This window comes from Pseudomonas sp. W15Feb34 (assembly GCF_023127765.1).
GTDB classification, from domain to species: Bacteria; Pseudomonadota; Gammaproteobacteria; order Pseudomonadales; family Pseudomonadaceae; genus Aquipseudomonas; species Aquipseudomonas synxantha_A.
This window is the reverse complement of record NZ_SPKN01000053.1, coordinates 23,792-43,888: the sequence shown is the minus strand read 5'-3', so window position 1 is coordinate 43,888 and position 20,097 is coordinate 23,792. Positions and strand designations below refer to the sequence as shown.

The window sequence follows — 20,097 nt, the reverse complement described above, 5'->3', positions numbered from 1 at the left end:
CTCACCCCAAGTGACGGGAAGTGGAGATGGAAGCTTGATGGTCATTGCGGTTGTCCCAAGCGAAGCGCTTGCAACTTCTTGAAGCTTGGGTCGCTGCCCCCCATCACAACACTGCCATCAGAGTAGGTGTACTGGTTGCGGTTGCCCTTTTTATGCACCTTCGGGCCAATCGAGTAAACGGCGTAGTCTGCATGCAACAACGGTTCGAACATTACTTTTCGGGCATTCAGAGCTCGGTAATACGAGTATATTTCACCCTCACCGACTATCCAGACGAGCTTTTCATGCCCACCAATAAATTGCTCGTTAACCCAAGGGTAATAGTCTTTCCTAATCAGTAGATCACCGCCGATATTTCTCGTAGGCTCAAAAACAGAGCGCCGCTGTGGCAAGTTTTGATCGAACATCACAATAATCCCCCCCCCGGGTCCGGCCTTGACGTTGTCCCCGAAATGCATCGTGTTGGCATAGGTAACGCCAAAAGTCGCGTTACTCAGTTGCCACTGGCATCGGCTACCGCCATTGATGGCGAGCTTCGCCTCGTACACATCGCTCTGCCCCTGCTGCTGCGGCTGGACCGTAATAGACAGATAGCCATCCTCCTCATAACTCGACCAATCCGCCCCTGAGCGCTTGATCGGACATTTCTCGGATCGGTACATCACCCTCATGGGTTTCGCTGCGAGATTCGGGGGAACCTTTACGGTGATGCTGACCTCCTCTCCTCCCGGTGGCGGCGATAAGGTTTGGTTCTGGGCGCAACCGCTAACGCTGAACAGCAGTAGTAGAGCGCCACTGATACGGCACAAGCGTGCATTCCTACGCAGGGCTGCTCGGTGACAATTGGTGCCGTCGATGCTCATTTTTTGCTCCTGCGGCGCAATGTGGTGGTCGACGAAATCGCACACGGCTTCGCTTTTTTCAGTAGTCGAAATGTTCATGAGATAAGCGTTTCCCCTGCGATTGAGGCGCTTGGTTCGTTGTGACGTCCCGAAGGGTTCCTTCGGGCTTGGGTGATCTCGATCATTACGCCGAACTCCCGTTTGCGGGCAAACCGCTTCAGGGCTTCGGGCCCACCTTCCAGCTCTTCAGTCGCGCGCAACGCCATAGGCAGTAACGTTTGCAGAGCAAGGAACTGTTGGTTGCGATGCCTTTCCGTCTCGGGAACACCCAGCGTGTGCATTTGCTCCTCGAACTTCACTCGATCCTCCTTGCGCTTCAGCGGTCGTTCGGGATCGATCAGCTCCAACAATTGGTTATGCAAGAACGGTAGATAGGCGTCGTTCATCTTGTGGTCTTTTGGACTGGTGCGGCTGGAACTTCGCTCGGGGTTGGTGTGCGATGGAAACAGATCCGCCAGGTTTTGCCGGTTCAATGAACGGATCAGGATTTTCTGATCTTCATGGGCGAAGCGACTGAACTCATCGCTCAGGCTCGGTACCAAATAAATGCGTGTGCGATGCGGTAGTCGCTTAAGAACGGTGGTGTGATAGGGAGCGCCAAGTCCTTCTTTACCGCGCTCGGCCGGGGAGTTGGAACCCCTCGTTTCCACATGCTGGTCGGCTCGGTAGAACATGGCGATCTTGCCGTGATGCCAGTAGGGGTCTCCAAAGCTGACAATTTTCCCGGCCACCAACTGGCCCACGGACCAGGTATAACCCAGGGTGGAGCCCAGCGGGCCCAGGACGCCGTACAGCCAGTTATCCAACGCCGCCTCGGGCGGCAGGCTGGTGATGAGGTCCGCATCATTGACATGGCGGAAGTGCGTTACCGCTTTCAAGCGTTCCAGTGCCTTGGCGGTGAAGGTGCGGGGCATGCCGTAGGTGTAGAGCACCGGATTGCGATCTTTCAGCTCCGCAGAGTGAATCAATGCCAGCGCGCCCCCCAAGCTATGGCCGCAAATAAATAACTCTTTATCAAGCAACGCTTTCTCAATGTCATTGAAGTCTTCAGAAAATAGCTTTTTTGCCACCTCAAACGCATTCAAAAACCCATAATGAACACTGCCTGCATCCGTCAGCGGCGTACACGCTGATTTCACGTCGCAACCACTGCCATCGGTCGGCATTGGGCGGTACAGCGCATCAGTCGCCCAGTCCATAGGCTCCTGAGTCCCGCGCCAAGCCACGACCACTTGGGTCGAGTTGACGCAATAGAACAGCTGGGTGTTTTCGATGATGTACCACGGAATTCCCGCCTCACCCGGCGGTACTTCGGCCGCTGAAGAATCAAGCATGACAGCGGTGGTGTAGCGATGGTCAAAGGGTACGTCCACCACCAGTGCCGGCAAGTCGATTATCACCGGCGAGCGCGACAGATCCAGGCACTGGCGATAAAAGAACTCCTCTACCGAACCGGAGATGGTACTGGGGTCGGTGCCCGGTCGTTTTTTTAACGCCTCCTGGGCCACGATGCTGTAGGTCAGGGTCGACATCAGCCCAAGGTTGTAGGCATTGGCCATGCTGTATTCAGGATGATGATGGAGTAGCAATGACCAGGCGCGATACGGGCAGATTTCCAGTACGTGACGGCGATTCAGGTCCTCGTAGGCCACCGTAAAGCCACTGAAATTGGGGTCCGGAAAATGGAAAGCCGGAAGTTGGTCCGGGTCTGCCAACGGAGGGTCGAAAACGGGAGCCTCGTCGCACAGTTGGCCGATGCGCAGGTAGTGATAGTCGTAACCTGCCTCGCGGGCCTGTTTCTCAATGGGTGAGAATCCCGAACGCTGCGGACCATACAGTGGCGACCGGTCACCAATGACAGGCCGCGGTGGCTCTGGCCGCAGCGCACGCAGGCGACGGGTTTGTAGTTGCTCGGCGAAAGGTTTAACCGTCATTAACAACGTGATGGGTATCGGGTGTAGCCCGTCAAGACGAATTACGCCTTCGGCATCACTTTGGCCCGAGCACTCAGCAGCACACCCTGCGCGCGTGGCGTCGTTCACCGCACGATAGGGCATGTTCGCCAGGGGATCGCCCTGCTCGTCCAGCAGTTGGAATTCGACCCAATGCTGTTTCTGCTTGCCCCCGACAACATCTTTACGCGGGTTGAGGGTGTCCGTACGGTGAAGGGTGTCGTTCATGACGTTCCTCACAAATAGAGTGTTATTGGGGAGAATGGAAAAAAACTCAGATCAACCATTTAATTCACTCCCCACTTAGTGAATTCCTCTATTTCGTCATCATAATATTCTGTAGCTTCTAAAGCCGCCCAACCAGCTGCAATTCCGGCCCCCAACATAAGCCCGATAGTGCAAACCGGTGCGCCTGGACCACACAACGAACCTGCCGCCGCGCTCCCAAGAAACGTTCCCACAATCCCGCCACTAATAACGGCCCCCTGCTTAAAGGCCTCTTTGGGCTTATTATCAGCATGAGCAATATCATAGGCTGCGTACACTATGGTAACGACAATTAACACCTTACCCGAAACCCTAAGCACCTTATTTGTAGTATTAAATTTTGCATCAGCCCTAGCTGATGACTCTATAACCTCGTAGTATGCAACATTCCTTTCACCAGGATTTAACTCTGCAAAATCGCGACCAAACCTTTTAACAGATTTTTTATTTAAAAGGCTATCAAGACTGGGGGGCGCTGCCTTTTTAGCCTCGACCACAGCCTTTCCCTGCACTGATGTTTTGGCTCTAATTTCCGCCATAATCTTATTGCGAGCTTCATAGCAAAACTCTACCGCTTCTTTTATTGAAATATTTCCGGCTTTCACCTGAGCCAGCACTTCATCTTTGACCCGTTTGGCATTGCGATTGTAATTTCCTCTCTGTTTCGCATCGCTTATCGCGTCTGCAGAAAACTTGAGAGCGGCTCCCTCAAGTGACTCTAGGGCTTGATATAGAACCTCATCGTCAACTGGGTGGTCTATGCCAGCCAAATAATCTCGATAAAAAACATCCATAACGCACCCCGCGAATCGAGTTAACAACTATTTCGAGCAAATAAAAAGCACTTCAACCAGCTCTAGCCGACCAAACTAGAGTCAACAACATTTAGTCTCCTTCAACACCGCTAAAATAATAGCCGTCAGGAGAAAACAAAAAACCGAACCCACCAAAAACCCAATATACAACCTCATGCGAAACCTGATAATACTCGGTAAACGATCAAACTCTTCAGGATCAAGCGTACCATTGCGAAGATGTTTGCGAGGAAACACCAGACTGCCAGAAATAATGGAAACCAGTGTGCATTTCGCATAGAGCGAGCCGTCCCCCCATATATCACCATAAGAACTTACAATAATACTATCTTTAAAGTTATCCAGCACCTTGGACAGATCACGATATACCATATAAACATTCACCCCTATAGACACGAAAAACAATAAAGCCGGAAGAAGAAACAGGAAAAAAATCTTCAAAAAAATCATGTTTTTCGCTCCGATATTTTGTTTAATATTCGTTCCGCACCGCTAGATACAGTTTGTTGATAGTCCAAAGACTCCATCTCAAGCTTGACGCAAGAGCCTCCAGAAAAAGAATAAAAACCTGCTTTGTTCTCACTATCAAACGTACCCTGCAACACTGTTCCGTCATCCATAGTCGCAGTACATTTCTTACCTGCATAATCCAATCCAGCCGGCGCAGAAAAGCTGATCCACTTTTCGGACTCGGGTAGGTCAAACTTCAACTCCCCCGGCATGGCTGTATGAACACTCATGGTCTGACCATCCTTGTCAGTCGCCCCATTGAATACCTCGCCCGACGCGGTCGTTATCCGATAGCGGGCAAATGGCATCGGCACCTGAGCTTCATCTTTCAAGGTGTACCCCCCGGCATAACCCGCCGGCAACGGCGGCACCGGAGTATCAAGATTGGCGCTTCCAAGCTTTTGCACATTCGCAGCCTTGAGATAGATATTGCCAGGTGCACCCAGCTCTATTTCGCCGCCACTGATTCGGATGTACGCACCACCACAGCTAAGGACCAATTCCTGCGGGGCGCTGATTTCTATACGGCCTTCGACGCTTTCGATCTTGATGTCGTTTTTTGCCAATGCGTGGAGATCGTTGCCCTGTGCATGCAGTTCGACTTTGCCCTGCGCCGCTTTGAGTTGCAGGTCTGCACGCTGCGCAAATACGCTGACACCACTCTCGGCCGTGGCGGTGATGTCACGTCCGGCGCTGATGTCCGTGTTGTGCGCAGCCATGATGCCGACACTTTCCGCGCCAGAAGACAGGCATACCGCCTTGGGGCTGAGTACGCCAATGCCCGCAGGGGCGTGCAGCAGTACACCCGGGTGCGCCAACCCGGTCAGTCGGCCGAGCAAACCTTCCTGGCTGTCTGTATCGCCGGGGTTGGCGTTCGCACTTCGCGCAGCTTGGGCCATGGAGCGAGCGAGCGACAACGCGCTCTGAAGCTGCTCAATCGCCGCTTCCATATCCAGTTGTTCTCCGCCTGCTTTAACCTGCTCATCGGCACTGATAAACAGCCCTTTCCCACCCCGAATCGCGCCCCAACCATCAGTGCGCAGTTCAAAGCCCTCCCCGCGTTTTTTCTTCTCGGCATCCACCAAATGCCCCAGATTCAACTGGCTCTTGCCACTGTGCTCAGTACTGAGCTTGACGTGCTCCTGCCCGCGCAAGTCTTCCATGCGCAGCTTATTGTTGGCTGGCGTGCGCAGCACGTTGCGCGTGTAGTCGCGTTTACCCAACGTCACGTGGTCGACGTGTTGGCTGTCGTGCAACGCGTGGGCGATATAAGGCCGGTCGGGGTCGCCTTGTTCGAAGGCGATGGCCACTTCGGTGCCGGCCAGCAGTGGCAGGTGCAGGCCGTGGGTGTCGCCGGCGTAGGGCCGGGCCAGGCGTAGCCAGAGGCTTTCTTCGCCGGGTTTCCAGGTGTCGCGGTCGAACAGGAAGTGGACTTTGTAGCGGCCTTCGAGGTCGATGTGGCCGTAGGGGTCGTGCTCTTTGGGGCTGGTGACGCGGGCCGGGACGGTGCCAGCGATTTGCGGTTTGGGTAGCAGCGCAGGGCGAAAGCACACGGTTTCCGAGTAGGGAATGGCCTGGAAGTCGACTTCAAAACTGCGGTCGCGGGCGGCGTGGGTGGTGACTTGGGTGATGACCGCGCCGGGGGTGAAGGCGTTGGGCGCGCCGCCGGAGATTTTCAGGACCTGGCCGGGGGTCAGGCTGGGGCTGCTGCTGATGCCACTGAGGTGGGTCTGGCCGTTGAGGTAGCGTTCGTGGCGCAGGCGCGCGTAGAAGTAGCCACTTTCACTTTGCAGGTCTTCGTCCTGGTCGTAGCGGTCGCCGATGGCGTTGTAGGGCTCGGCGTAGTGGTAGGCCTCGCCGTAGGTGCCTTTGGCGCCACGGCTTTGGTCAATGTCACCGTCGAGGTAGGCGTTGGCGACGCGGTGGTGGTAGGCGCGGATGTTGACGTGTTGCTCCACCACCTTGTGGTTCGATTGCAGGCGCCATACGCCGTCTTCGCCACTGCTGTTCATGCCCGATTGCGGGCGGTATGGCAGTTGCACGTCGAATTGGTAGTGGCGTTGGTCGTCGTGGAATTCCACCACGTCGATGTTCAGGCGTTCGTCGCGGGTGAAGCGGTACCAGATGCCGACTTCGGCCAACAGGCGCGAGATGAAGGCCAGGTCGCTTTCGTCGTACTGCATGACCTGCTCGCGCTTGGGGTATTCGCGCACCAGGTTGAAGAGGAAGTCCTGGCCTTCGAAGTCGTGGCGGCTGCGCAGGATGCTTTCGACGATCTGCGGCACCGACTGGTGTTGGTAGATGCGAAATTGTTTGCCGCGAGCGAGCAAGGCCAGGCGCGGTTCGAGGGTGATTTCGTAGCGGGCTTCGTCGAGGGAGCCGGACAGGCGTTTGAAGCCGGTGACCACGCCGTGCAAGGTGCGCAGTGGCTTGACCGCCGGTACTTCAATACCCACGGCTTTGAGCGCCGCCATGCCAGAGTTCAGGCCGGGGCCGTGCAGGCTGAAGTTGGCGTCTTGGCCCAGCACGCTGTCGGCACCGATGTCGCCGTTGATGCAGGTGAATTCAACGCGATAGTTGAACGGCTGGCTCAAGCCTTCGTGGCCTTCGAAGGCCAGCACGTCCAATACCGAATCCAGCCCGTAGACAGCGAGTTTGTGGCGGCTGTGGTCGAAGAAGGTGCGCAGTTCATTGAGCATGTTCAGGCCTCCAGGGCGACCGGCGTGTCATGGTCTTGGCCGTCGGTGAAGTGCAGGACGATGCCCTCCTCCTCGCTGTAGCCCAGGGTCACTTCGGTGGTTTTTTCGTGGGCGGCCTGGCGTCGCAGCAGTTGTTGGCTGAGTACCGGCAGGATCTGTTGATTGAGCAGGCTGTCGATGTTGCGTGCACCGGTGTCAGGCAGCAGGCAGGCGGCAACCAGTGCCTGGTTGAGGGCCAGATCAATGCGGCAGTGCACGCCGTAATGGCGCTGCAAGCGCTTGGCAACCTGGCCCAGCTTGATGGCGACGATGCGTTGCAGGGCATCGGCCAGCAAGGGGCGGTAGATCAGGGTCTGGAAGCGGGCGAGCAAGGCCGGCTGGAAATGCTCGCGCAGGATCGGGCGCAGCAGTTCTTGCAGGGTGCTGTCGGGCGCGCCGGGGAACTCTTGCAGGCAGGCTTGCAGTTCGTCGCTGCCCAGGTTGGAGGTCATGAGGATGACGGTGTTGCGAAAGTCGATTTCGCGCCCTTCGCCATCGCGCATAAAGCCACGGTCGAACACTTGGTAGAACAGGTTGATCACGTCGCGGTGGGCTTTTTCCACTTCATCGAGCAGCACCACGCTGTAGGGGCGTTGGCGCACGGCTTCGGTGAGCACACCTCCCTGGCCGTAACCCACGTAGCCGGGTGGCGAGCCTTTGAGCTGGCTGACGGTGTGGGCTTCCTGGTATTCCGAGAGGTTGATGGTGATCAGGGATCGTTCACCACCGAACAATTTGTCCGCCAGGGCCAGGGCGGTTTCGGTTTTGCCGACGCCGCTGGTGCCCACCAACAAGAACACGCCCAGTGGGGCCTTGTCGTCGGTCAGGCCGGTCTTGGCCGCACGCAGGCGCTGGGCCAGGGCGCTCAGGGCGTGTTCCTGGCCAATCACCTGCTCACCCAGTTGGCGCTCCAGTTCCAGCAGGTTGGCCTGTTCGTCCTTGAGCAGGCTGCCCAGGGGCACGCCGGTCCAGTCGGCGATCACTTCGGCCACGCTGCGCACATCCACGTCCAACGACAGCAACGGCTGGTGGCCCTGAACCTCATGCAACTGTTGCTGCAAGTGCAGGCAAGCGTCACGGGTCGATGATTCGTCCAGGCGTGCTGCGAGCAGATGCTGGGTGAGCAGGAGTTCACGACGGTATTGATCTTCCAGGGCCACTTGCCGACGCTGCAGGTCGGCGTGCTGGCCGGCGATGGCCTCCAGGCGCTCCTCGGTATTGGCGCCATTGAGTTTGCGGTCTTCTTCCAGAGCCAGGTGCTCCAGTTCCAGGGCCGCCTGTTGGGCTTTGAGACGCACCAGCGGCTGCGGCTCGCAGTCCAGGCTCATACGCACCCTGGCGCTGGCGGTGTCGAGCAGGTCGACGGCTTTGTCCGGCAGTTGGCGCCCGGTGAGGTAGCGCCGCGACAGGCTGACCGCCGCCTGCACCGCCGCGTCCTGGATGTGTACGCCATGGTGGCTGGCGTAGCGCGCCTTGAGGCCGCGCAACATGAGGCTGGCGTTGGCGTCGTCCGGCTCATCGACCTTGACCACCTGAAAGCGCCGCTCCAGGGCCGCGTCACGCTCGAAATACTGTTTGTACTCGCTCCAAGTGGTGGCGGCGATGGTGCGCAATTCGCCGCGAGCCAGGGCCGGCTTGAGCAGGTTGGCTGCATCGGCGCCGCCGGCCTGGTTGCCCGCACCGATCAGGGTATGGGCCTCGTCGATGAACAACAGCACCGGCAGCGGCGATTGCTGCACGGCGTCGATCACGTTTTTCAGGCGTTGCTCGAACTCACCCTTGACCCCGGCGCCCGCCTGTAACAAGCCCAGGTCCAGGGTGCGCACGCTGACCGATTTGAGGCTGTCGGGTACGTTGCCTTCGGCGATGCGCAGCGCCAACCCTTCGACCAGCGCGGTCTTGCCCACACCGGGCTCGCCCACCAGGATCGGATTGTTCTTGCGCCGGCGGCTGAGGATGTCGATGACCTGGCGAATTTCATCGTCACGGCCGAACACCGGGTCGATCAGCCCTGCCCTGGCCTTCGCGGTCACATCCTGGGTGAAGCGGTCGAGGATGCCCTGCAACGCCTCCTGCAGTTCGGGGAGCGAGGCGCTGTCGAGCGGCGCGCCATCGGCAAGCTCCAACGTGGAGAGCTGCTGCAGTTGTGGACGCTCTATCGACTGCTGGTCGAGCAGCTCGGAGAGGCGTTTCAACTGAGTTTCGCTGACGCTGAGCAACGGCCAGGCGGACTCGCACGCCAGCAGATCGGAATTATCCAGCAAGGCCGCGAGCAGATGGACCGAACGTATGCTCTCGTTGCGGCTGTCCAGCGATGCGTATAACCAGGCGTATTTAATCAAGTGGTACAACTTATCGCACAGCTGCGGTTTGCTTTGCACGCTGCGCGGCAGGCTGTCGAGATGATCGAGCAGGCCGCGCCACAGCGTGTCCATGTCCCATTCATAGCGCCGGGCGATCACGGTCAAGTCGCCCTCGCCCTGCTCCAGCAGCTTGAGCAACCAGTGCTCGATGCTGATCAGCCCGTGGGCACGGCTTTGGCACAAGGTCGCCGCAGCACTCAGTGCCTGGGCGCAATACGGATTGAGGCGGCGAAGCAAAAGCGCGGAATTCTGGGCCATGGGCGTACATCTCTGGTCTGGGGGCTCGGCGTGTCATCAAGGCTCGATGTGTTTGGCTGAGCGTCCGCGAACGGGCGCTCAACCCTGCACACCGCGAACCGGCAGGCGCACATCGCCTGCCGGTGTTCGCGCATCAGGCGCTCTGGCGTTCGTTCCAGGCGTCGGAGTGGATGATGTTGCCGTCCTTGTAGGTCCAGGTGACCTTCTCGTAGCGCAGCTCGACCTGTTCCATGTGGTTGTGCTTCTCTTTGCCCTGGTCTTTGATGTCGTGCATTTTTGGCGCGACTTTGACGACCTTGACGTTTTCCAGCTTGGTGATGAAGTACTCGACTTCCTGGCCGGCGTCGTCGATGCGGTACCACTTGAACTCGGCGCTTTTAAGCGTCTGGCCCGTGGTCACAGCCTTGTAGAGGTAAGGGCTGGACGCATCGATTTCCTTGCTGAACAGGAACGGGGTGTGCACCCGCGTGCCGGTCAACTTGCCGGTGTTGTTGTCGGTGGGGATGTACAGGCTGTGGTCCTGCGCGATGACCTCGATACTGCCTTCGCGTTTCTGCACGTTCACGGAACCTTTGATTTCCGCGCCGCCATCATCTTGCAGCCAGAGGTAAACGGGAATTGCCATTTGAAGCTCCTTTTCTCGGGGTTTGCGTGTCGCGGAATGCGACAGGCGGGGTCTTGCCCGGCCCCGCAGCGGGCAGCGCACAGGCCCCCGCTTCCGGTACCAGACGAATATCGACGCGACGGTTGGCGGCGCGCCCGGCGTCGGTGTCGTTGCTCGCCACGGGTTGCTGGGCGCCGAAGCCCTGCACTGCGAAGCAACTGTCGGGAATGTCACCCATGCGCTGCATCCAGTCGCGTACCGAGGCGGCACGGGCGCGGGACAGCTCAAGGTTCTGGCCAGGTGTGCCGGTGATGTCGGTATGCCCGGCGATAACGATCAGCCAGCCGGCCTGGGCCTTGATGTTGACCAGCGCGTCGATCAGCACCTTGGTGGAGCCGGCCTTGAGCTCAGCCCGGCCGGGGTCGAACAGCGAAAGACTGTCCAGGCGCACCGGGTCGGGAATCTTCACCGGCGGCGGTGCCTCGGGTGGTTGCCGGTGGGCGGCGATGGTCGCCAGCAACGGCAGGCGCAGGCGCTCGCCGCGATACAGGCCCAAGCCCAAGGCCAACGGCTCGCCCTGACGGTAGTAGTCGTCCAGTCGCGCAGCGTCTTCGCGCAATACGGCCACTGCGTTTTCGCGCAGGAGGAATTGCGGCTGGTCGCGGCGCTCGGCCAGCGGGATGGCGTGGTAGCGGCGCAGGTCATCACTGACCTGACGCAGCAGCAGGTTGTTCTGCCAGGCCGAACTGGCCAACGCCACCACGCCCGCCAGGGTGAACAACCACACCGCCAGGATGCCCGCACGCAACCGCGCAGAACGCCGAATACGCAGGGGCAGCAGGTTGAGCAAAGGATCGGGAAATGGCAGGCTCGCACCGGCCACCGAGGGTTCGGACGCGCCGAGGGCGACCCTGACGCGCAGCCATTGCTGCCACAGGTTGCCGGGCACGCGCTGAGGCACGGCCGGCACCAGCGTCATCGCCCACACCAGCGGCACACGCCCGTCACGCCCGGTAAAGTGCGACAGCACCTTGTCTTTGAGCCACGCGGCCAGGCTGCCGACCTGTACGCCCATGGCCAGACGCTCCGTACCGTGGGCGCTGTCGACGGCCTGGCGCTGCCAATCGCTCAAGCTGGCACAGGCACCGGCACTGCGCACCCACAGGTCGGGCTCGCCGCTCTCGCAACTGAACCAGGCGTCTTCGTCAGTGGTGGTCTGCCCATAACTGACCAGCATCAAGGGCAACGCGAGGCCGCGTTTTCGCGCCAGCGTGAGTTGGTGGCGAAAGGCACGTATCCGCCCCGCCAACTCGCCTTCATCCGTATGTTCAACGGGGTTGACGCAAAACATCACGTTCAGTTGCCCACCCCAGTCCGGGCGTTGCGTCAACACGCCCGCCACTGCCGTACCCAGTTGGTCCAGCGCAGGCACCCGCACATAACAACCTTGCGCAGTCACCCGCAGCGCCAACTGGTCGGCGGGAACGGCACCGAACAGTCCCGTGAGCCCATCGCCACACACCAGCACCACGGGCTGGCGATAAGTTGCCGCCGGCAGGGGCGTCTCACCCGGCGGCAGCAGTTGCGCGCCGCGCTTTGCGAAACGACGCTCTGCCCAGACCCAGGCCAGCACGACCGTCAAAATCGCTGCCGCTCGCACCCAGCCCGAGGCCGGAATTATCAGTGCCAGCGTCACAACCAGCACCCCGGCCCACAGCCAGAGCCCTCGTATCAAGTTGAGTGTCATCGCAGCCTCACGCCTGGCCAGGAGCAAGCGTGGCGACCAGGCCACCGAGCATCTGGTCCAGCCCCCACCAGACGCCGACCAGCAGCACGCCCGCCATGGCCAGGCGAACCCAAGGCGAGCGCAAGGTGCCAAGCCGCTCGTTGCGTGGGCCGCTGCCCTGGGTGGTGAGCATCGGGTTGAGCTTCAGGGGCGGAACGTGCGCATTCAGGGCGTCCATCAGCCGCTGGCGCTCGGGGTGGTTGAGATCCGGGTAGCGCCCGCGAAAACCCAGGAACATCACGCGCTGGAACACCGTCAGCACCAACAGGTCGGGCATTGGCTGGCGCAGGGCCTGGCGCATGTCCTCGTACAGAAACTCACCCGCCTGGTGACGGTTGAACAAGTGGGCCTGCAAGGGCTTGCTCGCCCAGCGCGCATGGGCCGGCCCCGTGGCACGGTTCAGCACGGTTTCATCGAACAGCGCGCTCTGAGCATGGCAGATCAGCGCCGTGCTTTTGTTGCTCACACCGGCCGCCTGCAACGCTTGGTACACCTGCTTGACCTGCCGCACGCAGCAACGCCACAGCTCGGAGGTGTCTTGCACCTCTGCGCCCTGGCGCAGTTCGACCACCAGCAGGTAGCTGTTTTGCAAGAGTTTGTCGATATCCAGCGCAGAGGCCGGGTTCTTTTTCGAGGCAGTCAGGTTCATGCGCGCAATACCGCGAAGAGTTCAAGTTTGATGTCAACCAGCGTGCTGGGGACGTACAGCGCACAAACCCCTTCGGCGAGCATGGCCTGGCCCTTGGGGTGCCCAAGGTCGAGGGCGAAATACTGGTTTTCCAGGCGCAGTGGAATCGCCGCCGGTACGTGGCTGAGCGGCTGCAGCGGAATACCGTCGAGCGCGGCGTTGACCAATTGGTTGACGTCGTCCGGCGTGCCGACTTTGCACAGACGCGGGAAGTGTTTTTGCAACTGCGCGGCCGGCATTCGGCAGCGCACAGACAGGTAGAAATCGGCACCGTCGCGCTCACGCAGGCGGGCATCGTTGAGCGTGACCTGCCAGCGATTCGCGGCCACCTCCTCCAGCACCAGCGCCACCACCCGCGACGGCAGGCTAGCCTCGAGCAAGGTGGAAATGGTCTGCATCAAGGGCGGGAACACGGTTTCCAGTTGCTCATGCCGGTAGGCTGGAATCTGGTCGATATCGTGTTCCAAAGAAAACGTCAGCAAGCCACCGGCCAGTTTGATCAGCGCCTGGTACACCTGCTCGGGATGCCGCGCCGGGTGAGCCTTGAGGTCGGCCAGCACCGGTTGATAGGTGTTCAAGGCGTTGAGCAACCAGAACAGCGACACGTCGGCCACGGCAAAATCGGCCATGCGCTGGTTGCTTTCGCGGCGCATGCCCATCAGCCGTTGGCGCTTGGCGGCCAGTTGGGTCAGCAGGTTGTCCAGTTGGGTCACCAACCCCGGGTGGGCGGCGAAGCTGAGCAAGGGCGGGACAAAATCAGGGTCCAGGTGCCAGGCGCCCTGCCCGTCACGCATCAGCCGCGCGACGGGACAGGTCAGGTAGTCGGCGTTGTCATCGTCGGCCAGGCGCAGCGTCAGCACATGTTCGAGCACGCCAATCGATTGCACCTCATCGCCATACACATCCTGGACCTGGCGCCAGTCCTGGCGATAGCGCACGGGCCGGTCGACCCGCGTGCCTTCGAACACACAGTTATTGCCATTGGCCTGTTCCAGCGGCAACGCCAGCACCAAGGTGGCGCTGCGGCGGGAATCCGACAGCAGCCCCGCCAGCTCCAGCGCCGGTGGCAGGCGATCCACATGGTCGGTGTCGATCAAGGTGCCATCGGGCAGGCGCACGCGTAACTGCGTGGCCTTGAGCTTGCCCAGGTGCAAGGCCTGCAAATCGAAGGCCACCCCCCAAACCCCCCAGGGGTGTACGAGGCAGAGATGGGCCAGACGGTCGTCGGCCCACGCCTCCCAACGCGCCTGCTGCTGGAACTGTTGCGGCGACAGCAAGGCGCCCGCGGCCCACAGGGGGCGGTCGATCTTCATCACATCGTGTCCTTGCGAAGGGGGTCAGGCTTTGGCCTTGGGCATCTGCGAAACCAATGACAAGTTGACGTCCATGCCTTCGACCTGAAAGTGCGGAATCGCATACAACTTGACGCGGAAGAACCCCGGGTTGTCCTCGATGTCCTCGACCGTCACCCGCGCATCGCGCAATGGGTGGGAGGCTTGCAGGTCATCACCCGGGTCGGTCATTTCGGTGACGAGGCCACCTACCCATTTGTTCAGCTCCAGTTCGAGCAAGCGGCGGTCCTTGGTGGTACCGATGTTTTCGCGCTGGATCAATTTGAGGTAATGGGCGATGCGCGACAGCAGGAAGATGTACGGCAGGCGTGCGTTGATGCGGCTGTTGGCCGTGGCATCGGCGGTGTCATACAGCGCGGGTTTCTGGGTGGAGTTGGCCGAGAAGAAGCACGCGTAGTCGCGGTTCTTGTAGTACGACAACGGGATGAAACCGAGGTTGGCGAATTCGAATTCGCGGGTTTCCGGGATCATCACTTCGGACGGGATCTTCACCTGGTTGCCGGTGCCCAGGTCGTAGAGGTGAATCGGCAGGTCGGTGACCGCACCGCCCGACTGCGGGCCGCGAATCTGCACGCACCAGCCGTTGGTAATGAAGCTCTTGACCATGTTGGCGGCGAAGGCAAACGAGGCGTTGGTCCACAGATACTTCTCGTGGTCCGGGCCCTTGACGCTTTCGATGTAGTTGAAGCTGCGCACCGGGATGGTGTCCGGGCCATACGGCAGACGCCCCAGTACACGCGGCATGAGCAGGCCGATATAACGCGAGTCATCGCTGTCGCGGAACGACTTCCACTTGATGTATTCGGCGCGGTCGAAGTAGTTACCGATGTCCTTGATCGCCGCGACTTCTTCCATCGACTGTTTGCCGAAGAACGCCGGCCCCACCGCGCCAATGAACGGCATATGGGCGGCAGCGGCGACTTTGGAAATGTTGCGCAGCAGGGCAATATCCTGCGGGCCGCGCCCGAACTCATAGTTGGAAATGGCCGCCGCAATCGGCTCACCGCCCGGGGTGTCGTATTCCTGGGTGTAGGTGTGCTGGTACAGGCCGCTCTGGGCAATTTCGGGTACGTCTTCGAAGTCCTGGATCAGGTGATCCTTGCTGATATCCAGAAGCTCGATGCGCACGTTCTGGCGAAAATCGGTCTGGTCGATCAGCGACTTCACGCCGCGCCAGGTGGACTCGACGCGCTGGAAATCCGGGTGGTGCATGATCGCATCGAGTTGACGGCTGATCTGCGTATCCAGCGCGGCGATGTGCTCGTCCAGCAGCGTCTTGTCCAGGCGCTCGACTTTCTGTGACGACTGCTTGAGCAGGTTGAGGAATACGCTGACTGCTGCGGTTACCCGCTCATCAGGCGAAGCCTCGGACAGCACCTCGGCATTTTGGAATGGCTCGATCGCGCCCAACTCCGACACCGGGTTGAGGTTGATCTTGGCGAACAACGCGTTATAAACGCCCTGGCCGACTTCGGCGGCATAGGTCTGGGTTTGCTGCGGTTGTGACGATGGGTGTTCGACGGACATGATCAAAATTCCTTATCAGCGGACCAAGGGCAATCAACGAGCGGACGGTGGCGCCAGGGCGGCCAGTTCAGCGCGCAGTTCATCGCTCAGGGCGTCGTCCTTGAGGATGCGCTCCAGCTCATGGCGGAAGGTGGCGTTATCGAGCAGGTTGGATTTGAGGTCGCGCAACAGGTTGCGCATCGCCAGCAGGGCGCGCAGCTGCGGCATTTGCCGGGCGACTTGCTCGGGCTCGAAATCCTTCATATTGCGGAAGGTCAGCGCGATGGCCGCTTCGGCGTCGCCCTCGACCAGGGTGTTTTCCACCGCCAGTTTCACACTGGGGGAAAACTCGGCCAGCACGCTGTCGAAGTTGTTCTTGTTGATGTCCACTTTGTTTCGTTCAGACAACGGACGCTGTTCCTGACCGTTGCTGTAATCACCCATAACCATGAGTTTGAGTGGCAGCTCTATCTTTTTCTGCGCGCCGCCGGTGTGCAAATCGAGCTTGATATTTACCCGAGCCTTGGGTACTTCGTTTTGAAAGCTATTTGAAGCCATACACCCTCCAGACACTCTTTGCGCGACACGCCATTGCGTCACGAACAACAACTGAAACTGGAGTTAATGCTTGGCCGACAGCCTCTAAAGGGTTGCCGTCCTGGCATATAAACTCCGCTGAGAAGCTGCAACAAGCAGCGAACTTTCGTGTAATAACTGAATACCCACACCGATAGCGTGGTACTTCACCCTGCGATGACTTTACCTTCAGCGAGCGGCGGGCAACTGGGCGCCCTGCTTCAGGTTTTACCCATTTTTAAACAGCTGGCTGCGCCCACCCGCACCAAAACGGCGCACAAAAAGATAGCTATTCCTGTCCGCGAGCCAATGACGGTTTATGTGAGAGCCCACCCAATAAACATAACGTTTAAAGAGTATTACATCCCGCTTGAAAAAATATCAATACGTCACCTTTGTTCACATTTGCATGAATACTCAATACAGCACACCTACATGAGCACATCACGCTCGGAAATTTCCTACATCAATTATTCGAAACTACCGCTAGACACTTAGCCGAACCGAGAAATTATCTCGCTAAATCTTTTTTCCTACACTTGGGGAGGGGGAATCTTTGGCTGTAGGGTGAAAAATCCCTATTAAATGTCCTACACCTCAAGTCGTTTCCAGGAAGCAAAAACCTGGGTATTTTTTCCGAGTGGTGAAACAAAACTCCGTTACTAAACATTTCAAAGGATGCAAAAAAAACTTCGCTTTAGAAGGTTTTGATGTGTCAGTGCATAAAGCGCCAGGCAACGCGTCGCTGCCGGAGCACCGTGAGCAGCATCTGCGCGAAAGACAGCAGGAGGCTTGCTGCGTCGAGCTCAAAAGACCGATTGAGGTAGCACCGCATCTGTACCGCCCAAGCGCAGGCGTGGGAAATTTTCCCGATCAGGACGCCCTACTCGAATCAACATTGAATGCTACGCGCGTCATAAGCCCGCCTATCTCTTTGATAATTATCGTATTGACTCTGCCGAATAGCGGTTTACGAGCGCTATGTCCGTTCGCGGCCGGCAGGAAATTTCCTACAGAGTCATGGGATTCAGATTGCTTGAATATGCATCGCTTGTAGGTGCTTGAGGCAGACCCCGCCTGAGCGTAGACAAGAGCAACCAGGCCAGGCCGATACGAGCGTCAGTTTGTTCCATGAGACGTGAGCGACCCAGATGTTCCCATGAACAAACACACTCAATAAGCATTAAAAGCTAGCACTCTCAACCCATACGAGTGGGAAGTCGCTCATTTTAAAAAGCCTGCTAAATTCAATTCTGTTATCCAGCGAGTTTCAGCGCGAATGATTAACGGAACCCCAACTTAATTATTTTTGCGGAGACGGCTTACGCCATCGACATGAACAAAATACATGCTGTGATTTGGAGCGTTTCAAAACACTGTTGGTTGGTCGTCTCTGAACACGCAAGCAGCGGTGGCGGGCGAAGCAGCCGTCGCGCGGTCATTGATCGAAGTGGTTTGGCCAAGGCGCAAACGGCACTGGGCGTACAACAACTGCCTGGCTCTATCAATGCTGTTTCACTCTGCTTGCGCACAGTACGCACTGCTCTCATGCCGATGATGTTGACTCTCGGGATTGTATCCATCGCTGTTGCAGGGCCAGGCGATGGTATTTACGTCAACGACGGCACTGACTCCGGGTGCAGCCGTGTAGGTGACTCGGGCTCGATAAGCGGCATAACTAACGCCGCGGCGTGTACCCCTGCCAATAAGGACACTCAAACTGATCACTCGTTGTTCTATAACCCACTGGGGCTGGTAGGCCTGGGATCAACGTCGTTGACGCTGGGTAACGAACTCTTTGTCAATGGCGGTTCCACCGCAACACTTTTGGCCCCGGTGACCGCCGGCGCGCATATCAATACCCTCGACATGCGTGGCACCAAGGTTCTGCAACTTGCGAACGGCACTGTGTCGGCCACCTCGCAGGACGCCGTGAACGGCGCCGAACTGTTCAACACCGCAACTTCAACGGCCACCGCGCTGGGGGGTGGCGCTCAAGTCACCGGCACTACCGGGCAGATCTCCGCCCCAAGCTATAGCACCACCACCGTCAATGCAGCGGGCAATGTCACCACCGCCACCACCAGCGCCAATGTCGGTGATGCATTGACCAACCTGAGCACCAGCCTGGCCAACAGCGCTAACGTGGGTGTCAACTATGACGACGCGGCCACCAAGGCCCGCGTGACGTTCAACCCGACTGGCGCTGCAACCACGCTGGCGAATGTTGCCGCCGGCACCTTGAGTGCCACCAGCACCGAGGCGGTCAATGGCACCCAGTTGAATGCTACCAATACCACCGTCAGCGCCCAGGGTGCCCAACTGAGCGGCATGGTCAACGACGGGACAGGCATCAAGTACTTCCACAGCGCTTCAACCAAGGGTGACAGCAGCGCCACCGGTCTCGACAGTGTGGCCATCGGCCCGTTGGCCACAGCAGCCGGCGGCGGATCCATCAGCCTTGGTAACGGTGCCACCACCACTGCAACGGGTGGTCGAGCGATCGCCTTGGGGAACTTATCAAGCGCCCAGAGTAACGGTTCCGTCGCGATCGGCTCTGAATCCACCGCCTCCGGCATTGACGGTCTTGCGTTGGGCTGGCAGGCCCAGGCGCTGGCAGCCGGCGCCGTCGCGCTTGGCGGTGAGGCCGCTGCGTCAGGCAATAACAGTGTCGCCCTGGGCAACAACGCCAGTGCTACGGTCGCAAACTCCATGGCGTTGGGCTCTTTCGCCACCACCACTGCTGCTACTGCGACGACCAATGGCGTGATCAACGGCACCACTTACACCTACGCCGGTACTGCGCCTGTGGGCGTGCTCAGTGTTGGCAATGCAACCCAGCAACGGCAGATCACCAACGTCGCCGCAGGCGAGGTTTCGGCTACCAGCACCAATGCGATCAATGGCAGCCAATTGAACGCGACCAACACGGCAGTCAATGCCTTGGGCGCCCAGGATCAACAATTCACCACCGCTCTGGGTGGCGGCGCGCAGTTGGACCCGACCACGGGGGCCTGGCTCGCACCGAGCTACAGCACCACCACCATCGATACCGCCGGCAATGCCAGCGCCCCTGCCATCAGCAACAACGTGGGCACTGCCTTGACCGGCCTCAGCACCAGCCTGGCCAATACCGCCGCCGTGGGCGTCAAGTACGATGATGTGAGTACTAAAACCTCGGTGACCTTCAACCCAGGTGGCACCGCCACCACCCTGAGCAACGTCGCCGCCGGCACCTTGAGCGCCACCAGCACCGAGGCGGTCAACGGTAGCCAGTTGAATGCCACCAACACCTCGGTCACCGACCTGGGCACCAGCCTCAACACGTCCATCACCAACCTGGGCAACAGCTTCAGCACCCAGTTGGGCAACATCATCAACAATGGCGACGGCATCAAGTATTTCCACAGCGAATCCAGCCTGGGCGACAGCACGGCTACCGGCCTCGACAGCGTAGCCATCGGCCCGGTGGCAACCGCTTCGGCCGACAATGCCATTGCCCTGGGCAACGGTGCCAACGCCAGCATCGCCAACTCCCTGGCTCTGGGTAATGGCGCCACCACCGCTGCGGCCACTGCAACTGCCAGCGGCGTGATCAATGGCACCACTTACAATTACGCCGGCACTGCGCCTGTGGGCGTGCTCAGTGTCGGTGCCGTCGGTGCCGAACGGCAGATCAGCAATGTCGCCGCTGGGCGGGTCTCGGCCACCAGCACCGACGCGGTCAACGGCAGCCAGTTGAACGCCACCAATACCTCGGTGACCGACCTGGGCACCAGT

12 protein-coding genes and 1 pseudogene are annotated in these 20,097 nt (G+C 59.2%); 1 reads left to right on the top strand and 12 read right to left on the bottom strand.

Annotated elements, in window-relative coordinates:
• Positions 1–41: 41 nt before the first annotated feature.
• The 12 genes from E4O97_RS26425 to tssB form a co-directional block, all read right to left on the bottom strand.
• Positions 42–941, bottom strand: a complete 900-nt coding sequence (locus E4O97_RS26425; RefSeq protein WP_248162730.1) for a hypothetical protein — start codon at positions 939–941, stop codon at positions 42–44.
• Positions 938–3,082 (bottom strand): lipase family protein, encoded by a 2,145-nt coding sequence (locus E4O97_RS26420; RefSeq protein WP_248162729.1) that lies wholly within the window; start codon positions 3,080–3,082, stop codon positions 938–940. Before E4O97_RS26420 ends, E4O97_RS26425 begins: the two co-directional genes overlap by 4 nt.
• A 59-nt stretch (positions 3,083–3,141) precedes the next feature.
• Positions 3,142–3,915 (bottom strand): hypothetical protein, encoded by a 774-nt coding sequence (locus E4O97_RS26415; RefSeq protein ID WP_248162728.1) that lies wholly within the window; start codon positions 3,913–3,915, stop codon positions 3,142–3,144.
• 81 nt (positions 3,916–3,996) lie between these two features.
• Positions 3,997–4,386, bottom strand: a complete 390-nt coding sequence (locus E4O97_RS26410) for a hypothetical protein (protein WP_248162727.1) — start codon at positions 4,384–4,386, stop codon at positions 3,997–3,999.
• Positions 4,383–7,145 (bottom strand): type VI secretion system tip protein VgrG, encoded by a 2,763-nt coding sequence (gene vgrG / locus E4O97_RS26405; RefSeq protein WP_248162722.1) that lies wholly within the window; start codon positions 7,143–7,145, stop codon positions 4,383–4,385. Before vgrG ends, E4O97_RS26410 begins: the two co-directional genes overlap by 4 nt.
• Before the next feature lie 2 nt (positions 7,146–7,147).
• Positions 7,148–9,805 carry a type VI secretion system ATPase TssH gene (gene tssH, locus E4O97_RS26400; protein ID WP_248162720.1) on the bottom strand — a complete coding sequence of 886 codons (2,658 nt, stop codon included), beginning with the start codon at positions 9,803–9,805 and terminating at the stop codon, positions 7,148–7,150.
• Between the two features lie 133 nt (positions 9,806–9,938).
• Positions 9,939–10,430, bottom strand: coding sequence for an Hcp family type VI secretion system effector (locus tag E4O97_RS26395; RefSeq protein WP_116668776.1), 492 nt, complete (start codon positions 10,428–10,430; stop codon positions 9,939–9,941).
• A complete protein-coding gene (locus E4O97_RS26390; protein WP_078820965.1) occupies positions 10,396–12,156 on the bottom strand; it encodes an OmpA family protein in 1,761 nt (586 codons plus the stop codon). The genes E4O97_RS26395 and E4O97_RS26390 overlap by 35 nt, the downstream gene beginning before the upstream one ends.
• Positions 12,157–12,163: 7 nt before the next feature.
• On the bottom strand, positions 12,164–12,844 hold the full coding sequence (gene tssL / locus E4O97_RS26385; RefSeq protein WP_078820964.1) for a type VI secretion system protein TssL, short form: 681 nt from the start codon (positions 12,842–12,844) through the stop codon (positions 12,164–12,166).
• Positions 12,841–14,196: a type VI secretion system baseplate subunit TssK gene (gene tssK, locus E4O97_RS26380; protein WP_078820963.1), complete on the bottom strand. Its 1,356-nt coding sequence runs from the start codon at positions 14,194–14,196 to the stop codon at positions 12,841–12,843. The genes tssL and tssK overlap by 4 nt, the downstream gene beginning before the upstream one ends.
• Positions 14,197–14,220: 24 nt before the next feature.
• On the bottom strand, positions 14,221–15,762 hold the full coding sequence (gene tssC, locus E4O97_RS26375; RefSeq protein ID WP_065944093.1) for a type VI secretion system contractile sheath large subunit: 1,542 nt from the start codon (positions 15,760–15,762) through the stop codon (positions 14,221–14,223).
• Positions 15,763–15,795: 33 nt separating this feature from the next.
• The gene (gene tssB, locus E4O97_RS26370; RefSeq protein ID WP_065944094.1) at positions 15,796–16,299 is read right to left on the bottom strand and encodes a type VI secretion system contractile sheath small subunit; all 504 of its coding nucleotides are present in this window, start codon (positions 16,297–16,299) and stop codon (positions 15,796–15,798) included.
• A gap of 1,749 nt (positions 16,300–18,048) precedes the next feature.
• Between tssB and E4O97_RS26365 the strand changes: the two are divergent.
• Positions 18,049–20,097: pseudogene (locus E4O97_RS26365) on the top strand (hypothetical protein); the annotation flags it as partial.